This is a genomic window from Pseudomonas sp. Irchel s3b5 (genome assembly GCF_900187435.1).
GTDB lineage: Bacteria > Pseudomonadota > Gammaproteobacteria > Pseudomonadales > Pseudomonadaceae > Aquipseudomonas.
Map to the genome: position 1 here is coordinate 132,302 of NZ_FYDY01000001.1, position 15,614 is coordinate 147,915.

The following is a 15,614-nucleotide window of genomic DNA, read 5'->3' on the forward strand; positions in this document are numbered from 1 at the left end:
GCTCCAGCGGGAGCGAGCTCCCTCGCCACAGGGAAAGGATGAGCAGACCGGCTTTATTACCAGGTCAGCACCGCGCCCACGGCGAAGGTGTCGGTGTCTTCGTTCTGCTCGTCGGTGTCATGACCGTTGATTTCGAACTGGTTGTACTCGGCCACCAACTTGAGGTTGTCGTTCACGTCATGAAACAACGCGACCCCGCGAGTCTCGTAATCCGCGCCGCTGCCGACCACGCCGTTGCCATCGTCATTGGTCTTGCCGTAAGACAGGGCCAAGCGGTTCTTGCCCAGTTTGTAGGAGCCCTGCAACAGGTAACCGTCACTGTCGACGTTGCGCAGGGTCGGTTCGCCGGCATTGTTGGTGAAAAACGGGTTGATACCCTTGGCCTGGAAGCCGGAACCGGTGAGTGACAGGCCTCCCATTTTCGCCTGTACGCCATAGCCGACACCCTTGGAGGTCACGGTGTCGACCGTAGAGTCCGTGTTGTCCGAGCTCTGGTAGCTGCCGTTGAGCCAGCTGTAGATCTTTGCCCCGGCCAGGTCGAACTGGTAGGTGATCTCGCTCTCGGTACGGGGGTTTTCCTGATAGGCCTTGCCCGTCGGGCTGCTGTCGTTGGTATCCACCGGGTCCATGATCCCGACCGCTACGCGCAAACCGTCCAGCACAGGCGTGCGGTAAGTGATCTGGGAAGTCGGGAACGGATACGGGTAACCGGTGCCGATGTTGCCGAACGACACGCCGCCACCGTCGACCAGCCCCAAGGTATCGCTGACCTGGCCGTAACCGGCGAGCATTTCGTCGAGCAGAATGTTGGAGCGGGCAAACAGGCCGAAATCTTTACCGATCAGCACTTCACCCCACTCCGGGTTGGCCACAGTGCCGTAGAACTGCCTTACGTCGATGGCGGTGTCGGTGCCGTTGGTTTCACTGTCGTTGATGGTGACCCAAAAGGAAGAGCGGGCACCCAGCTTCAGGTCATCAACCTGCTTGCTCATGTTGAAACCCAGGTAGTTGGGCAAAAAGCCCATCTTCACCCGCGACTGGCGGCGGTCGTATTGATCGCCAGCGCGATCCACATCGCTGTTCACATAAAAGGCATTGATATAGCCGTCTGTGGAGAACGTGGTCTGGTCCTTGTCGTACAGCATGATGTCCGCCTCGGCCAATGGGACCAGGCCGAGTGAGGACAGGCTGGCAATGAAGGCCGGCAGAAAACTATGCGTGAAGTTCTTATTGTTGTGCATGGCGCGCTCCGAAACGGGGGACGAAGTGTCGGAGGCGATTATCGAAAGCTGACGGGCGGCGCCATACGCTGCCTTGGGGGTGGTTTGCAGGTGCTTTGGAAGGGACGACTGCGCGCGATAACTAAGGCGTACGACCGCTTGTTGGCAGGGCAAGCCACTAAAGTTGTAAAGAACCGCTTTTCGTAGGAGCCGGCTTGCCGGCGAAGGCGCACTTGAAGCCGGCTCCTACAGGTCAAACGCTCGCTTTTATCAGCATGTAGGCGGCGACCACGACGCAGATGCTAGCGAACCCGACCTGCAACGCCCGCGCCGGAACCCGGCTGCACAGCCTTCGGCCAATGATCATGCCGACAATGCTGGCGCCGATGAAGGTTGCACCGACGCTGTCGATACGCACCCCCGCCTGAAACGCGCCGAACACGCCGATGGCCGAAATCAGGCTGATGACCATCAGCGAGGTGGCGACGATTCCGCGCATCTGCACGTCGGTCAGTTGCTTGAACGCCGGCACAATTAGAAAACCGCCGCCGACACCGAGTAACCCTGACACCACGCCGGTGACCGCACCCAGCGCCGCGAGGGTCGCAGTGCATTTGGCGGTCCAGGAGAAACGCCCGGTCTGTTGATCGAGCATGCAGTTTTTCTGGCCCCAGTTGGCCTGACCGTGGTCGCTGGGGCCCTCCTCCTTGCGCTCACGTCGCAGCATCCGCCAGGCCACCATGACCATCAGCAGGCTGAACAGGATCATCAGGATTTTTTCCGGCAACTGATGGGCGAAGTAGATGCCCAGCGGTGAAAACACTGCACCGAGGGCCGCGATCAGCAGCGCCGCTCGATAGCGCACCAGCCGATGACGCAAACCGTCGAGGGCGCCGACCGCTGCCGCGCTGCCGACGGCAAACAACGCCACCGGCGCGGCCTGGGTCATGCTCCAGCCCAACCCCAACACCAGGGCTGGTACTGCAAGAATGCCGCCCCCGGCACCGGTCAAACCCAGCACAAGGCCCATCACCAAACCAAACAGACTTGCCAGCAACATAGGGAGTTCTCAGTCGACCTTGGATACACGTGTCAGCCACTCGCGGCCCTTGAGCATGCCGTTCCAGTAGAACCACGGTAGCAGTGTCGCCTTTAGCCACCACGCCGAGCGGCGCGGGGTCGTCGGATCAAGGGGAAAGGTCGGCAGCAACTTGCCCGCGTAACCGAACTCGGCAAGGATCACCTTGCCCTTCTCCACCGTCAGCGGACAGGAGCCATAACCGTCGTACTTCAGCGGCAGCGGCTGTTGCTTGCGCAAGGCCAGCAGGTTTTCGGCCACCACCACGATCTGCTTGCGCACCGCCGCGGCGGTTTTTGCGTTGGTAGTGCCGCAGATATCACCCAGCGCAAAGACGTCGGGATAACGCGGATGCTGCAGGCTGTGGGGGTCGACCTCGCACCAGCCGGCGGCGTCGGCCAACGGGCTACGGGCGACGAAATCCGGGGCCACCTGAGGCGGTACGACATGCAGCAGGTCAAAGGTCTTTGCCTGGCGGGTGACATTGCCATCGGCATCCTTGACGTCGAACCACGCGGTTTTCGCCGGGCCGTCGACCTTGACCAGGTTCGAGTTGAACGCCAGCCGGGCGTTGTACTTGTCGATGTATTTCATCAGTGGCGGGACAAAGGTCGGCACGCCGAACAGCGCTGCGCCCGCAAGATTGAATTCGACGTCGATGGTGTTCAGCACACCGGTCTTGTTCCAGTGATCGCAGGACAGGTACAGCGCCTTTTGTGGCGCACCGGCACATTTGATTGGCATGGCCGGCTGGGTGAACAGCACCTTGCCGCTGCGAAGTTTCTGCACCTGATCCCAGGTGTAGGTCGCGTACCGGTAGCTGTAATTGGAGGTCACACCGTGCTGGCCAAGGGTGTCCTCCAAGCCTTCGATTTTCTCCCAGGCCAGGCGCAGGCCGGGGCAGACCACCAGGTTTTGATAGCTGACCGTACGCGCATCACCGAGGGTAAGTTGGCGTTTGTCCGGATCGATACCCGTCACGGCAGCCTGCAGCCAATGGGCCCCGCGTGGCATCACCGACGCCATCGGCCGCACGGTATTTTCCACGTTGTAGGCGCCGCCGCCGACCAGCGTCCAGGCCGGTTGATAGTAGTGCCGGGAGTCGGGCTCGATGACGGTGACGTTCAGATGCGGGCTACGCTTGAGCAGGCTGGCGACAAAGCCGATGCCCGCCGTGCCGCCGCCGATGACCACGATATCTGCACTGATGGATGGGCCCCAGTGTTGATCGTTCATTGCTTGTTCCTTTTGCTGCACGCAAGGATTGATGCTAGTCCAGACACATAAGCCAATGTGGGAGTGAGCCTGCTCGCGATAGCGGTGGGTCAGTCACATTGATGTTGAATGTGCCCCCGTCATCGCGAGCAGGCTCGCTCCCACAGGTTCTGAGTGTTGGCTTGCATTCAGGGTTGAACCCAGCTTTTAAGCACCGCCCCGCAATAAAGCCCGGAGAGGGTTTTCATCACCTGGATCACTTCGTGACTGGCGAGACCGTAAAAAATGTACTTGCCTTCACGACGGGTGGCGACCAGTCCTTCATCGCGCAGGATGCCCAATTGCTGGGACAGGGTCGGTTGGCGCACACCGGTCATTTTTTCCAGCTCGCCTACGTTGCGCTCGCCCTGGGTCAACTGGCACAGGATCAACAGACGATCCTCATTGGCCAGGGCCTTGAGCAGCGCACAGGCCTTGGAGGCCGAGGCGCGCAGTTGGGCGACTTCACATTCGGTCAGACTGGATTGCATTTGCAGGATGCCTTCAACGTCACTTAAGCTGCGAACATTATGTCTTTAGATAAAGTGTTGCAACCGATGGCTGACTTTTCCTCTTCTGACTTTTCTACCCCTGCACAGGTTCGTGTCCATGCCCGCACTGATTGAAGCTTTCCTCGACCCCGCCTCCTCGACCTACAGCTACGTGGTCTACGAGGCTGATGGTGGGCAGTGTGCGATTGTCGATCCGGTGCTCGACTACGATGCAGCCGCCGGGCGTACCGCGACCACCCAGGCCGACAGGATCATCGCCTTCGTTCGCGCCCATCATTTGCAGGTGCAATGGCTGCTCGAAACCCACGCCCATGCCGATCACCTGTCCGCCGCGCCGTATCTGCGCAAGGAGCTTGGCGGCAAAATAGCCATTGGCGAATCGATCAGCAAGGTCCAGGACGTGTTCAAGACGCTGTTCAATCTCGAGCCATCCTTTTGCGTCGATGGTTCCCAGTTCGATCACCTGTTCGCCCCCGGCGAATCGTTCATGATCGGCAACCTCAAGGCGACCGCCCTGCACGTACCCGGCCATACCCCGGCGGACATGGCGTACCTGGTTGGCAATGACGCGATTCTGGTGGGTGACACGTTGTTCATGCCGGACGTAGGCACCGCGCGCTGCGACTTTCCCGGTGGCAATGCCAACCAGATGTTTGCCTCGATCCACAAACTGTTGGCCTTCCCCGCCAGCGTGCGGCTCTACGTTTGCCATGACTACCCGCCCGAAGGCCGAGAACCGTCCTGCATGACCACGGTCGGTGAACAACGCCAAAGCAACATTCATGTGCGTGACGGCATCGACGCAACAGCGTTTGTCGAGATGCGCACCCGGCGCGATGCCGGGTTGGGGATGCCGACGCTGTTGCTGCCGGCGATCCAGGTGAACGTGCGGGCGGGGAATTTGCCGCCGGCCGAAGACAACGGCGTGACCTACCTGAAAATTCCCCTGAACAAGCTCTGAACACAAAAACTTGAAATGCTGAAAGCAGCCTGCGGCCTTTCGCTGGCAAGCCAGCTCCTACACAAGGTTTGCGCACAGCCGAGGCCCCTGTAGAAGCTGGCTTGCCAGCGAAGGCTGGCGTATCAGGCGATAAAGATGCTTGTGTCTAATTGCCAAGGGTCAAGCCGTTTGCCGGCAACGGCAGCGCGGTCTTGTAGCGCACCTGCTTGAGCGCAAAGCTCGACCGAATATTCGCCACCCCCGGCACCTTGGTCAGAAAGTCCATCATGAAACGCTCCAGCGACTGAATGGTCGGCACCAGCACCCGGATCAAGTAATCCGGGTCGCCGGCCATCAGGTAGCACTCCATCACCTCGGGGCGATCGGAAATCGCCTCTTCGAAATGCTGCAACGCCTCCTCTACCTGCTTCTCCAGACTGACGTGGATGAACACGTTCACGTGCAAACCCAACAGGTCAGCATCCAGTAGCGTCACCTGCTCGCGAATCAGCCCCAACTCCTCCATGGCCTTGACCCGGTTGAAGCACGGCGTCGGCGACAGATTCACCGAGCGCGCGAGGTCGGCGTTGGTGATGCGCGCATTCTCCTGAAGGCTATTGAGAATGCCGATATCGGTACGGTCAAGTTTGCGCATGAGACAAAAACACCTGTTTTTTATGTTTATGCAGATTTTTTATCTGCAAATGATCTTGAGCGCAATGAAACAGAGAGAAATATTCTTCTTGGCCGGGCCTATGATTGTTGTAGGACAAGATTTCTTTTACCGAAGATTCCTGTCAGCTCACTACAAGAAATTCACAAGATCGAGCGTAGAAGCCATGACCCAAGCGTATGAACCGCTGCGCCTGCACGTCCCTGAACCCTCGGGCCGCCCAGGCTGCAAAACCGACTTCTCCTACCTGCATCTGACCGATGCCGGCACGGTGCGCAAACCCCAAATCGACGTTGAACCGGCTGACACGGCTGACCTGGCCCGTGGCCTGATTCGCGTGCTCGACGACCAGGGCAATGCCCTCGGTCCCTGGGCCGAAGGCGTCTCCAGCGAGATTCTGCGTAAAGGCATGCGCGCCATGCTCAAGACGCGGATCTACGACAACCGCATGGTGGTCGCCCAGCGTCAGAAAAAAATGTCGTTCTACATGCAGAGCCTCGGCGAAGAAGCCATCGGCAGCGCCCAGGCCCTGGCGTTGAACATCGACGACATGTGCTTCCCGACCTATCGCCAGCAAAGCATCCTGATGGCCCGCGAAGTACCGCTGGTGGACCTGATCTGCCAACTGCTGTCCAACGAGCGCGATCCGCTCAAGGGGCGCCAGCTGCCGATCATGTACTCGGTCAAAGAGGCCGGCTTCTTCACCATTTCCGGCAACCTCGCCACCCAGTTCATCCAGGGTGTGGGCTGGGGCATGGCCTCGGCAATCAAGGGCGGCACCAAAATCGCCTCGGCGTGGATCGGCGACGGCGCCACCGCCGAATCGGACTTCCACACCGCCCTCACCTTTGCCCACGTTTACCGCGCGCCGGTGATCCTCAACGTGGTCAACAACCAGTGGGCGATCTCCACCTTCCAGGCGATTGCCGGTGGTGAAGCGACCACCTTCGCCGGTCGCGGCGTCGGTTGCGGTATTGCCTCCCTGCGGGTTGATGGCAACGATTTCTATGCGGTCTACGCCGCCTCCGCCTGGGCTGCCGAACGTGCTCGCCGCGGTCTCGGCCCGACCATGATCGAATGGGTCACCTACCGTGCCGGCCCGCACTCGACCTCTGATGATCCGTCCAAATACCGTCCAGCCGACGACTGGAGCCACTTCCCGTTGGGTGATCCGATTGCGCGCCTCAAGCAGCACCTGATCAAGACCGGTCACTGGTCCGAAGAGGAACACACCGCCGTCAGCGCCGAACTGGAAGCCGAAGTGATCGCTGCACAAAAAGAAGCCGAACAGTACGGCACCCTCGCCGGTGGCCAGATTCCGAGCGCCGCGACCATGTTCGAAGACGTCTACAAAGAGATGCCGGAGCACTTGAAGCGCCAGCGCCAAGAGTTGGGGATCTGACATGAACGATCACAACAACAATATCGAGTTGGAAACCGCCATGACCACGACCACCATGACCATGATCCAGGCCCTGCGCTCGGCCATGGATGTGATGCTTGAGCGTGATGACAACGTCGTGGTGTTCGGCCAGGACGTTGGCTATTTCGGTGGTGTGTTCCGCTGCACCGAAGGCTTGCAGAACAAGTACGGCACTTCGCGGGTGTTCGACGCGCCGATCTCCGAGAGCGGTATCGTCGGCGTCGCCGTGGGCATGGGCGCCTATGGTTTGCGTCCGGTGGCCGAGATCCAGTTCGCCGACTACGTGTACCCGGCCTCCGACCAGATCATTTCCGAAGCCGCCCGCCTGCGTTATCGCTCGGCCGGCGAGTTCACCGCACCGATGACCCTGCGCATGCCCTGCGGCGGCGGCATTTACGGTGGCCAGACCCACAGCCAGAGCATCGAGGCGATGTTCACCCAGGTCTGCGGTCTGCGTACCGTCATGCCGTCCAACCCGTATGACGCCAAAGGCCTGCTGATCGCCTCCATCGAAAACGATGACCCGGTGATCTTCCTCGAGCCAAAACGCCTGTACAACGGCCCGTTCGATGGCCACCACGACCGCCCGGTCACACCGTGGTCGAAACACCCGGCCGCGCAAGTGCCGGACGGTTACTACACCGTGCCGCTGGACGTCGCCGCCATCACCCGTCCGGGCAAGGACGTGACCATCCTGACCTACGGCACCACCGTGTACGTGTCGCAAGTCGCCGCTGAAGAAACCGGCATCGACGCCGAAGTCATCGACCTGCGCAGCCTGTGGCCGCTGGACCTGGAAACCATCGTCAAGTCGGTGAAGAAAACCGGCCGTTGCGTGGTGGTCCATGAAGCCACCCGCACCTGCGGTTTCGGCGCCGAATTGGTGTCGCTGGTGCAAGAACACTGCTTCCACCACCTGGAAGCGCCAATCGAACGCGTCACTGGCTGGGACACCCCCTACCCGCACGCGCAAGAGTGGGCGTATTTCCCTGGCCCGTCCCGAGTGGGCGCGGCTCTGAAACGGGTCATGGAGGTCTGAATGGGCACGCACGTTATTAAAATGCCGGACATTGGCGAAGGCATTGCAGAAGTTGAATTGTCGGTATGGCACGTCAAGGTCGGCGACATGGTCGTCGAGGATCAGGTACTGGCCGATGTCATGACCGATAAAGCGATGGTCGATATTCCGTCGCCAGTGCACGGCAAAGTCATTGCACTCGGTGGCCAGCCAGGCGAAGTCATGGCCGTCGGCAGTGTGCTGATCAGCATTGAAGTCGAAGGCGCCGGCAACGTTAAGGCGTCGGCGCAACCGGCCCCTGTTAAAGAAACGCCGGTTGCAACGCCGACAGTCGAAACCGCCGTGGAAAGCAAACCGGTGGCTGCCGCAGCACCGAAAGCGGCCGTTTGCCAAGGGCCGATAGTCGCCCGCGAAGCCGATGAACGCCCGCTGGCCTCCCCGGCCGTGCGCAAACATGCGCTGGACCTCGGCATTCAATTGCGGCTGGTGCGTGGCAGTGGCCCCGCCGGGCGGATTTTGCACGACGACCTCGAAGCCTATCTGGCCCAAGGCCAATCGAACGCTTCGGCTCCCGTCGCTGCCGCTTATGCCCAGCGTCACGATGAAGAGCAGATCCCGGTGATCGGCATGCGCCGCAAGATCGCCCAGCGCATGCAGGACGCGACCCAGCGTGCCGCGCACTTCAGCTACGTCGAGGAAATCGACGTGACAGCTGTGGAAGAGCTGCGTGCGCACCTGAACGAAAAACACGGCGCAACCCGTGGCAAGCTGACGTTGCTGCCGTTCCTGGTCCGCGCCATGGTCGTCGCCATGCGCGACTTCCCGCAGATGAACGCCCGCTACGACGACGAAGCCCAGGTCATCACCCGCCCCGGCGCGGTGCATGTCGGGGTTGCGACCCAAAGCGCTGTCGGCCTGATGGTGCCAGTGGTGCGTCACGCCGAAGCCCGCAGCCTGTGGGACAACGCGGCGGAAATCGCTCGTTTGGCCACGGCTGCGCGCAATGGCAAGGCCAGCCGCGATGAACTGTCCGGCTCGACCATCACCCTGACCAGCCTCGGCGCGTTGGGCGGCATTGTCAGCACTCCGGTGCTGAACCTGCCGGAAGTGGCAATTGTCGGCGTGAACAAGATCGTCGAACGGCCGATGGTGATCAAAGGCCAGATCGTGATCCGCAAGATGATGAACCTCTCCAGTTCCTTCGATCACCGCGTGGTCGATGGCATGGACGCGGCGCTCTTCATCCAGGCCATTCGCGGCCTGCTCGAACAACCCGCCACCTTGTTTGTGGACTGATTTTTGTTGGAGAGCTCCATGCAAACTCTGAACACCACGCTGCTGATCATCGGCGGCGGCCCTGGCGGTTATGTGACGGCGATCCGTGCCGGTCAGCTGGGCATCCCGACCATTCTGGTGGAAGGCCAATCGCTGGGCGGCACCTGCCTGAACATTGGCTGCATTCCCTCCAAGGCGTTGATTCACGTCGCCGAGCAGTTTCACCAGACGCAACACCACAGCCAGCATTCGGCGCTGGGCATCAACGTTTCGGCGCCGACCCTCGACATCAGCAAGAGCGTCGAGTGGAAGGACGGTATCGTTGATCGCCTGACCACCGGCGTTGCAGCGCTGCTGAAGAAGAACAAGGTCCAGGTCATTCAAGGCTGGGCCAAGGTGGTTGACGGTAAAACCGTGGACGTTGGCGACACGCGCATCCAGTGCGAGCACCTGGTGCTGGCCACCGGTTCGAAAAGCGTGAACCTGCCGATGCTGCCGATTGGCGGGCCGATCATTTCTTCCACCGAAGCGTTGGCGCCGACCTCAGTTCCGAAACGACTAATCGTGGTCGGTGGCGGTTACATCGGCCTGGAACTGGGCATTGCCTATCGCAAGCTCGGCGCCGAGGTCAGCGTGGTGGAAGCGCAGGAACGCATCCTGCCGGCCTACGACGCCGAACTGACCCAGCCTGTTCACGACGAACTGAAAAGACTCGGCATGAAGCTTTACTTGAAGCACAGCGTGCAAGGCTTTGATTCACAAGCTAATACATTGCAAGTACTTGATCCAAGCGGTGACATCCTGAACCTGGAAACCGATCAGGTGCTGGTGGCCGTCGGTCGCAAGCCGAACACCCAAGGCTGGAACCTCGAAGCGCTGAAGCTGGACATGAATGGCTCGTCGATCAAGATCGACAACCGTTGCCAGACCAGCATGCGCAACGTGTATGCCATCGGTGACCTCAGCGGCGAACCGATGCTCGCGCACCGGGCCATGGCCCAGGGCGAAATGGTTGCCGAGCTGATCAGCGGTAAATCCCGCGAGTTCAACCCGACCGCCATCGCCGCCGTGTGCTTTACCGATCCGGAACTGGTGGTGGTCGGCAAGACCCCGGACGAAGCCAGTGCCGCAGGTCTGGATTGCATCGTGTCGAGCTTCCCGTTCGCCGCCAATGGCCGGGCGATGACGCTCGAGTCGAAAAGCGGCTTCGTGCGTGTGGTCGCTCGTCGGGACAATCATGTGATTGTCGGCTGGCAGGCGGTGGGGGTTGGCGTGTCGGAATTGTCGACGGCGTTTGCGCAGAGCCTTGAAATGGGTGCGCGGCTGGAAGACATCGGCGGCACCATCCATGCCCATCCGACGCTGGGTGAAGCGGTGCAGGAAGCGGCTTTGCGGGCCTTGGGGCATGCGTTGCATCTGTGATTCAAAGCACGCTCTAACTCTGTAGGAGCCGACTTGCTGGCGATGGCGGTCAATCTGATACACCGCGCCGCATTGATCGCTGGCAAGCCAGCTCCTACAGGGATCGCAATCTGGGCTGCGAAATAGGCCCGGAATGAAGTATTGTTGTCCCCATCCAAAAAACGTCAGAAGCCTTGAACCGTTTCGACGGTTGTTCAGTGATAGAGGGTGTCATGGGTAACGAAAGCATCAATTGGGACAAGCTGGGTTTTGACTACATCAAGACCGACAAACGCTATCTGTCGTATTTTCGCAATGGCGAGTGGGACAAGGGCACCCTGACCGAAGACAACGTGCTGCACATCAGCGAAGGCTCCACGGCCCTTCACTATGGCCAGCAGTGCTTCGAAGGCATGAAGGCCTATCGTTGCAAGGACGGCTCGATCAACCTGTTCCGCCCGGACCAGAACGCCCTGCGCATGCAGCGCAGCTGCGCCCGCCTGCTGATGCCGCAGGTCGAAACCGAGCAGTTCATCGAAGCCTGCAAGGAAGTGGTCCGCGCCAACGAACGTTTCATTCCGCCTTACGGCACCGGCGGCGCGCTGTACCTGCGCCCGTTCGTGATCGGCGTGGGTGACAACATCGGCGTGCGCACCGCGCCCGAGTTCATCTTCTCGATCTTCTGCATCCCGGTCGGCGCCTACTTCAAGGGCGGCCTGACCCCGCACAACTTCCAGATTTCCAGCTACGACCGCGCCGCGCCTCAAGGTACCGGCGCCGCCAAGGTCGGTGGCAACTACGCCGCCAGCCTGATGCCGGGCTCCAAGGCCAAGAAAGCCCACTTCGCCGACGCCATCTACCTGGATCCGATGACCCACACCAAGATCGAGGAAGTCGGTTCGGCCAACTTCTTCGGGATCACCCACGACAACAAGTTCGTGACCCCGAACTCGCCATCGGTACTGCCGGGCATCACCCGTCTGTCGCTGATCGAGCTGGCCAAGACCCGTCTGGGCCTGGAAGTGGTTGAAGGTGACGTGTTGATCGACAAGCTCTCCGACTTCAAGGAAGCCGGCGCTTGCGGTACCGCAGCGGTGATCACGCCGATTGGCGGCATCGACTACAACGACCACCTGCACGTGTTCCACAGCGAAACCGAAGTCGGCCCGGTCACCCAGAAGCTCTACAAAGAGCTGACCGGCGTGCAAACCGGCGACATCGAAGCGCCAGCGGGCTGGATCGTCAAGGTTTGACCTGACGCCAGACGCACAAAAGCCCCCCATCGGGTGACCGATGGGGGGCTTTTTCATGGCTAAAAATCGTCCAAACGCGGCCCACTCCCCGGAGCTGCCGAAGGCTGCGATCTTTTACCATCACGCTCAATGGGCAACTCAATCCCAAACCGCCCCGCGATCTCCTTTCGTCCCAACACCGTCAATGCCAGTGCACGGCTATCGAGATCCTGCGTCACCCACTTGCGCCTGAGCGCCACTTGCAACAAAGCCGCTCCCAGCGATCCACCCAGATGCAGCCGGCGCATGCTCCAGTCCAGGCAAGGGCAGGCAAAGCGGCGACGTAGCGTGTTCAAATCCTGCACGTCAACACCCAGTCCTTCAAACATTGCCGTACCGCTGTCGCTCAAGCGATAGGCCTGTTCGTCGGTTTCCTGCAGCCACCCCGCGTCAATCAGACGGTCGTGCAACAGCACCGCCAGGGTTCCGGCCATGTGGTCGTAGCACGTGCGAGCGAATTGCAGACGGTCCGGTGTGTGCGATTTGAATGTCGGCGCGGTGTTCTGGCCGATCACCATCAGTGCTTCGAGCGCCTGGGCCACGCGCTTGTCCGCCAGGCTGTAATAACGATGACGCCCCTGTGCGTGCAAGCGGATCAGCGCCAACTCCTTAAGTTTCGCCAAATGGGCACTGGCGGTCGACGCGCTGACCTCGGCCACCGCCGCCAACTCCGTGCTGGTACGAGCGTGGCCGTCCATCAACGAACAGAGGATTTTCGTCCGTGCGGGTTCCGCAATGGCCGCAGCGACCTGCGAAACGCCGATGTCGTGTTGTTCTGCACTCATACTTCGCTCCCGGACGAATCAACGCCTTTTCCGACTGGAGATAGTAGCAACACTTTCCAACAGCAAAAGGCTGCGAACCATGGACCCGATTCTCGCCGCGACCCACGCCGACCCTTATCCCTATTACGCACAACTGCGCGCCGAGGGCGGATTGGTTTTCCACTCGCAACTGAATGTATGGGTCGCCAGCAGCGCCCAAGCGGTGGCTGCGGTACTGGAAAATCCCGTTTGCCACGTGCGGCCCTCAAACGAACCGGTGCCCCATGCGATTGCCAATGGCATGTCCGGCAAGGTATTTGGCCAACTGATGCGGATGAATGAGGGCGAACGCCAACGCTGCCCAAGGTCGGCGATTGCACCGGGTCTGAAAGGAATCGATGCGCAGGAAGTCGAGGCGCTGGTCGGCGCGCGGTTGATCACGGCGGACGCCGCAGGCCTGTACAACGCCATGTTCCGGGGACCGGCCTGTGTAATGGCAGCCCTGCTGGGGTACTCCCCCGCTCAAGGTCGAGCCATCAGCGAACTGACGAGGGACTTCGTTGCGTGCCTGTCGCCCTTGAGCACTCACACTCAACTGACCGCCGCCCACGCTGCTGCAGAACAGCTGAGCGGCTACTTTGTCGAGCTTCTGGAGGATCCCGACAACCACAGCCCTTTGCTCAGTGGCATCCGCCAGCGCTTTACCGGTGGCACGCCAGAAATGCTAATCGCCAACTTGATCGGCCTGTTCTCCCAAACCTTTGAGGCGACCGCCGGACTGATCGGCAACGCGATCCTGACACTGATAAAGAACCCATCAGTGCTCCGCGAACCCGCACAAATCGACGACCTGCTGGCCGAAGTCCAGCGCTTCGACCCGCCCGTCCAGAACACCCGACGCTTCGTCGTCGCCCCGTGCGAAATCAACGGCATCAGCCTCAAGACAGGAGACGTGATCCTGGTACTGCTGGCCTCGGCCAACCGCGACCCGCAGCTCAACAACACCCCCGATGCCTTTATGCTCGACCGCCCAAACCGCCGCAGCTTCACCTTCGGCGCCGGACACCACCAATGCCCGGGGCAAAACCTGGCTTTGAGTATCGCCAGCGCGACGTTGCGACAAATTTTGAAGACAAAACCGGTGCTGGAACGGCTGAGCTGGGATTACCGGCCGTCCTTGAATGGGCGAGTTCCGGTGTTTAGCGACACAAGGCAGGTTTGATCGGCAATCAACCCAACTCCCCCACCCGCCCGGCATCCGGCCAAAACAACGCTGCCTGCCCTTTGCGCTGGCCATTGCGGTCAATCAGCGTCCACACTTTGCCTTCATGAATCATGAAGGCATTGCCCGCCTTGTCTACCCGATAGCCGCTGTAACCATGGGCAATGCCGTGGGCCGTGACCTGTTCGAGCAATGTCTGGCGCATGGCACGGTCGAGCGGCGAAGCGCTGAAGCGCGACGGCATGCCGAGGAATTCGGAGCGCGGGTATTTGAAGCAGGCCAGGGTCTGTTGGTTGGCGTAGAAAAACAGCGGATCGTCTTCGGTGCCGTGGGCTAACAGACTGTAGGGCGCGTGCGCATGAAGCCAGTGCAGGCGCCCGGTCGGGCTCAATGAGTCCGGAGCCGGCAGGTTTTTCCCGGTCCAATGCCGATAGGAGGCGTCGATCAGCTCAATCGCCGCGGTGTACTCCTCGTTCAGCAACCCTTCCGGGCAATCACGATCAATCATCGCGCGTCAGCACTTCCAGCAACTCGATCTCGAAAATCAGGTTCGAGTTCGGCGGGATCTTGCCCATGCTGCGCTCGCCATACGCCAGATGCGCCGGCACCAGCAGCTTGCGTTTGCCGCCGACCTGCATGCCCGTGATGCCTTGGTCCCACCCCTTGATGACTCGCCCTGTGCCAATCACGCACTGGAAAGGTTTGCCACGGCTGTAGGAAGAGTCGAATTCGCTGCCGTCTTCCAGCCAACCACGATACTGGGTGGTGATCAAAGCGCCTTTGCTGGCGGCTTTACCGTCGCCCACCTGAAGATCAATTATCTGAAGCTCGTCATTCATTGAATGTCACTCGTATGCTCACTCGCCCAAAAGGGCCTGATGGGCGCCGTTTTCCCAGATTTGCCTGCGATTGGCAACCGTCCCGTTTCAGCCCGTAAGCTTAAGCGCAATGCTGGTGTAGCCTGAATTAGTCTTTACGTTTGCCGAACAGCTTGCCGTTGAACGTGTGGGTGCAACATTGACAGTAAGGCTGCATGTCCTGTGCATTGAGTTGAGGATTCACAATCTGCAGGCGCTTTTGGTCATCGACATACAATCCGCTGAAGTAACTTGATTCCCCCAAACAAACTACTTCTTCTCTTTCGTCCTCATGCAGGGCGACCATCCAGAACACCGGTTCAGGGCGGTCGAGACGACTGACGGCCTCACTGAAAATTTCATCCCAGTCTCCTCCTACCCGCGAAAGCAAAAACCGGAACAACGGCGTGTAATCAAACCCATGGCGACGGGTTGAGTGCATTGAACCGCGTGACGATTCATTGCGGATTTCATATTGGGTGTGCCGTTGGTGCCTATACTCACCGGTCTGCTCGTTGCGCCACACACCCCAGGTTCGAGTGTTGACCTTGCGGTAAAGGGGTTTCTTTTCCAACGAACAGCCTCCTGATATCCATCATTTCGAACACTCTGCGGGTTTTACTTGAATGCCGGGCAAAATCAATCGAGTCTTGATGATCAATTGTTTCAAACGCATTGTTGTGTG

General features: G+C 60.1%; 16 protein-coding genes. 7 read left to right on the forward strand and 9 right to left on the reverse strand.

Annotated elements, in window-relative coordinates:
• Positions 1-56 precede the first annotated feature (56 nt).
• The 4 genes from CKW15_RS00555 to CKW15_RS00570 all read right to left on the reverse strand — a co-directional run bounded on the left by CKW15_RS00555 (position 57) and on the right by CKW15_RS00570 (position 4,043).
• On the reverse strand, positions 57-1,241 hold the full coding sequence (locus CKW15_RS00555; protein ID WP_095057802.1) for a porin: 1,185 nt from the start codon (positions 1,239-1,241) through the stop codon (positions 57-59).
• A gap of 232 nt (positions 1,242-1,473) precedes the next feature.
• On the reverse strand, positions 1,474-2,280 hold the full coding sequence (locus CKW15_RS00560; RefSeq protein WP_095151258.1) for a sulfite exporter TauE/SafE family protein: 807 nt from the start codon (positions 2,278-2,280) through the stop codon (positions 1,474-1,476).
• Between the two features lie 9 nt (positions 2,281-2,289).
• The gene (locus CKW15_RS00565) at positions 2,290-3,534 is read right to left on the reverse strand and encodes an FAD/NAD(P)-binding oxidoreductase (RefSeq protein WP_095151259.1); all 1,245 of its coding nucleotides are present in this window, start codon (positions 3,532-3,534) and stop codon (positions 2,290-2,292) included.
• 167 nt (positions 3,535-3,701) lie between these two features.
• Positions 3,702-4,043, reverse strand: a complete 342-nt coding sequence (locus tag CKW15_RS00570; protein ID WP_007976596.1) for a helix-turn-helix transcriptional regulator — start codon at positions 4,041-4,043, stop codon at positions 3,702-3,704.
• Positions 4,044-4,161: 118 nt separating this feature from the next.
• Between CKW15_RS00570 and CKW15_RS00575 the strand changes: the two genes are divergently transcribed.
• Complete coding sequence (locus CKW15_RS00575) at positions 4,162-5,025, forward strand: MBL fold metallo-hydrolase (RefSeq protein ID WP_095151260.1); 864 nt, start codon at positions 4,162-4,164, stop codon at positions 5,023-5,025.
• A 145-nt stretch (positions 5,026-5,170) separates the two neighbouring features.
• Here CKW15_RS00575 and bkdR read toward each other — a convergent pair whose 3' ends face one another.
• Entirely contained in the window at positions 5,171-5,659 is a 489-nt protein-coding gene (gene bkdR, locus CKW15_RS00580; protein WP_007915088.1) for a Bkd operon transcriptional regulator BkdR, read from the reverse strand.
• A 184-nt stretch (positions 5,660-5,843) separates the two neighbouring features.
• On the opposite strand from bkdR, the gene CKW15_RS00585 reads away from it, so the two are divergent.
• The 5 genes from CKW15_RS00585 (at position 5,844) to CKW15_RS00605 (ending at position 12,047) form a co-directional block, all read left to right on the forward strand.
• Positions 5,844-7,079 carry a 3-methyl-2-oxobutanoate dehydrogenase (2-methylpropanoyl-transferring) subunit alpha gene (locus tag CKW15_RS00585; RefSeq protein WP_095151261.1) on the forward strand — a complete coding sequence of 412 codons (1,236 nt, stop codon included), beginning with the start codon at positions 5,844-5,846 and terminating at the stop codon, positions 7,077-7,079.
• A 1-nt stretch (position 7,080) separates the two neighbouring features.
• Positions 7,081-8,139 carry an alpha-ketoacid dehydrogenase subunit beta gene (locus tag CKW15_RS00590; protein WP_053158507.1) on the forward strand — a complete coding sequence of 353 codons (1,059 nt, stop codon included), beginning with the start codon at positions 7,081-7,083 and terminating at the stop codon, positions 8,137-8,139.
• Positions 8,140-9,414, forward strand: a complete 1,275-nt coding sequence (locus tag CKW15_RS00595; RefSeq protein ID WP_095151262.1) for a dihydrolipoamide acetyltransferase family protein — start codon at positions 8,140-8,142, stop codon at positions 9,412-9,414.
• 18 nt (positions 9,415-9,432) lie between these two features.
• Positions 9,433-10,815 carry a dihydrolipoyl dehydrogenase gene (lpdA, locus tag CKW15_RS00600; protein WP_095151263.1) on the forward strand — a complete coding sequence of 461 codons (1,383 nt, stop codon included), beginning with the start codon at positions 9,433-9,435 and terminating at the stop codon, positions 10,813-10,815.
• 212 nt (positions 10,816-11,027) lie between these two features.
• Positions 11,028-12,047 (forward strand): branched-chain amino acid aminotransferase, encoded by a 1,020-nt coding sequence (locus CKW15_RS00605; protein ID WP_095151264.1) that lies wholly within the window; start codon positions 11,028-11,030, stop codon positions 12,045-12,047.
• Positions 12,048-12,106: 59 nt separating this feature from the next.
• Here the strand turns inward: CKW15_RS00605 and CKW15_RS00610 are convergent, their stop codons facing one another.
• Complete coding sequence (locus tag CKW15_RS00610; protein ID WP_095151265.1) at positions 12,107-12,871, reverse strand: helix-turn-helix transcriptional regulator; 765 nt, start codon at positions 12,869-12,871, stop codon at positions 12,107-12,109.
• 79 nt (positions 12,872-12,950) lie between these two features.
• Here CKW15_RS00610 and CKW15_RS00615 point away from each other — a divergent pair, with 79 nt between their 5' ends.
• Positions 12,951-14,072: a cytochrome P450 gene (locus CKW15_RS00615; protein WP_095151266.1), complete on the forward strand. Its 1,122-nt coding sequence runs from the start codon at positions 12,951-12,953 to the stop codon at positions 14,070-14,072.
• Positions 14,073-14,079: 7 nt separating this feature from the next.
• Here CKW15_RS00615 and CKW15_RS00620 read toward each other — a convergent pair whose 3' ends face one another.
• The 3 genes from CKW15_RS00620 to CKW15_RS00630 form a co-directional block, all read right to left on the reverse strand.
• Positions 14,080-14,580 (reverse strand): MEKHLA domain-containing protein, encoded by a 501-nt coding sequence (locus CKW15_RS00620; RefSeq protein ID WP_095057792.1) that lies wholly within the window; start codon positions 14,578-14,580, stop codon positions 14,080-14,082.
• Positions 14,573-14,911, reverse strand: coding sequence for an FKBP-type peptidyl-prolyl cis-trans isomerase (locus CKW15_RS00625; protein WP_095057791.1), 339 nt, complete (start codon positions 14,909-14,911; stop codon positions 14,573-14,575). The genes CKW15_RS00620 and CKW15_RS00625 overlap by 8 nt, the downstream gene beginning before the upstream one ends.
• A gap of 127 nt (positions 14,912-15,038) precedes the next feature.
• Positions 15,039-15,503: a hypothetical protein gene (locus CKW15_RS00630; protein ID WP_095057790.1), complete on the reverse strand. Its 465-nt coding sequence runs from the start codon at positions 15,501-15,503 to the stop codon at positions 15,039-15,041.
• Positions 15,504-15,614 lie beyond the last annotated feature (111 nt).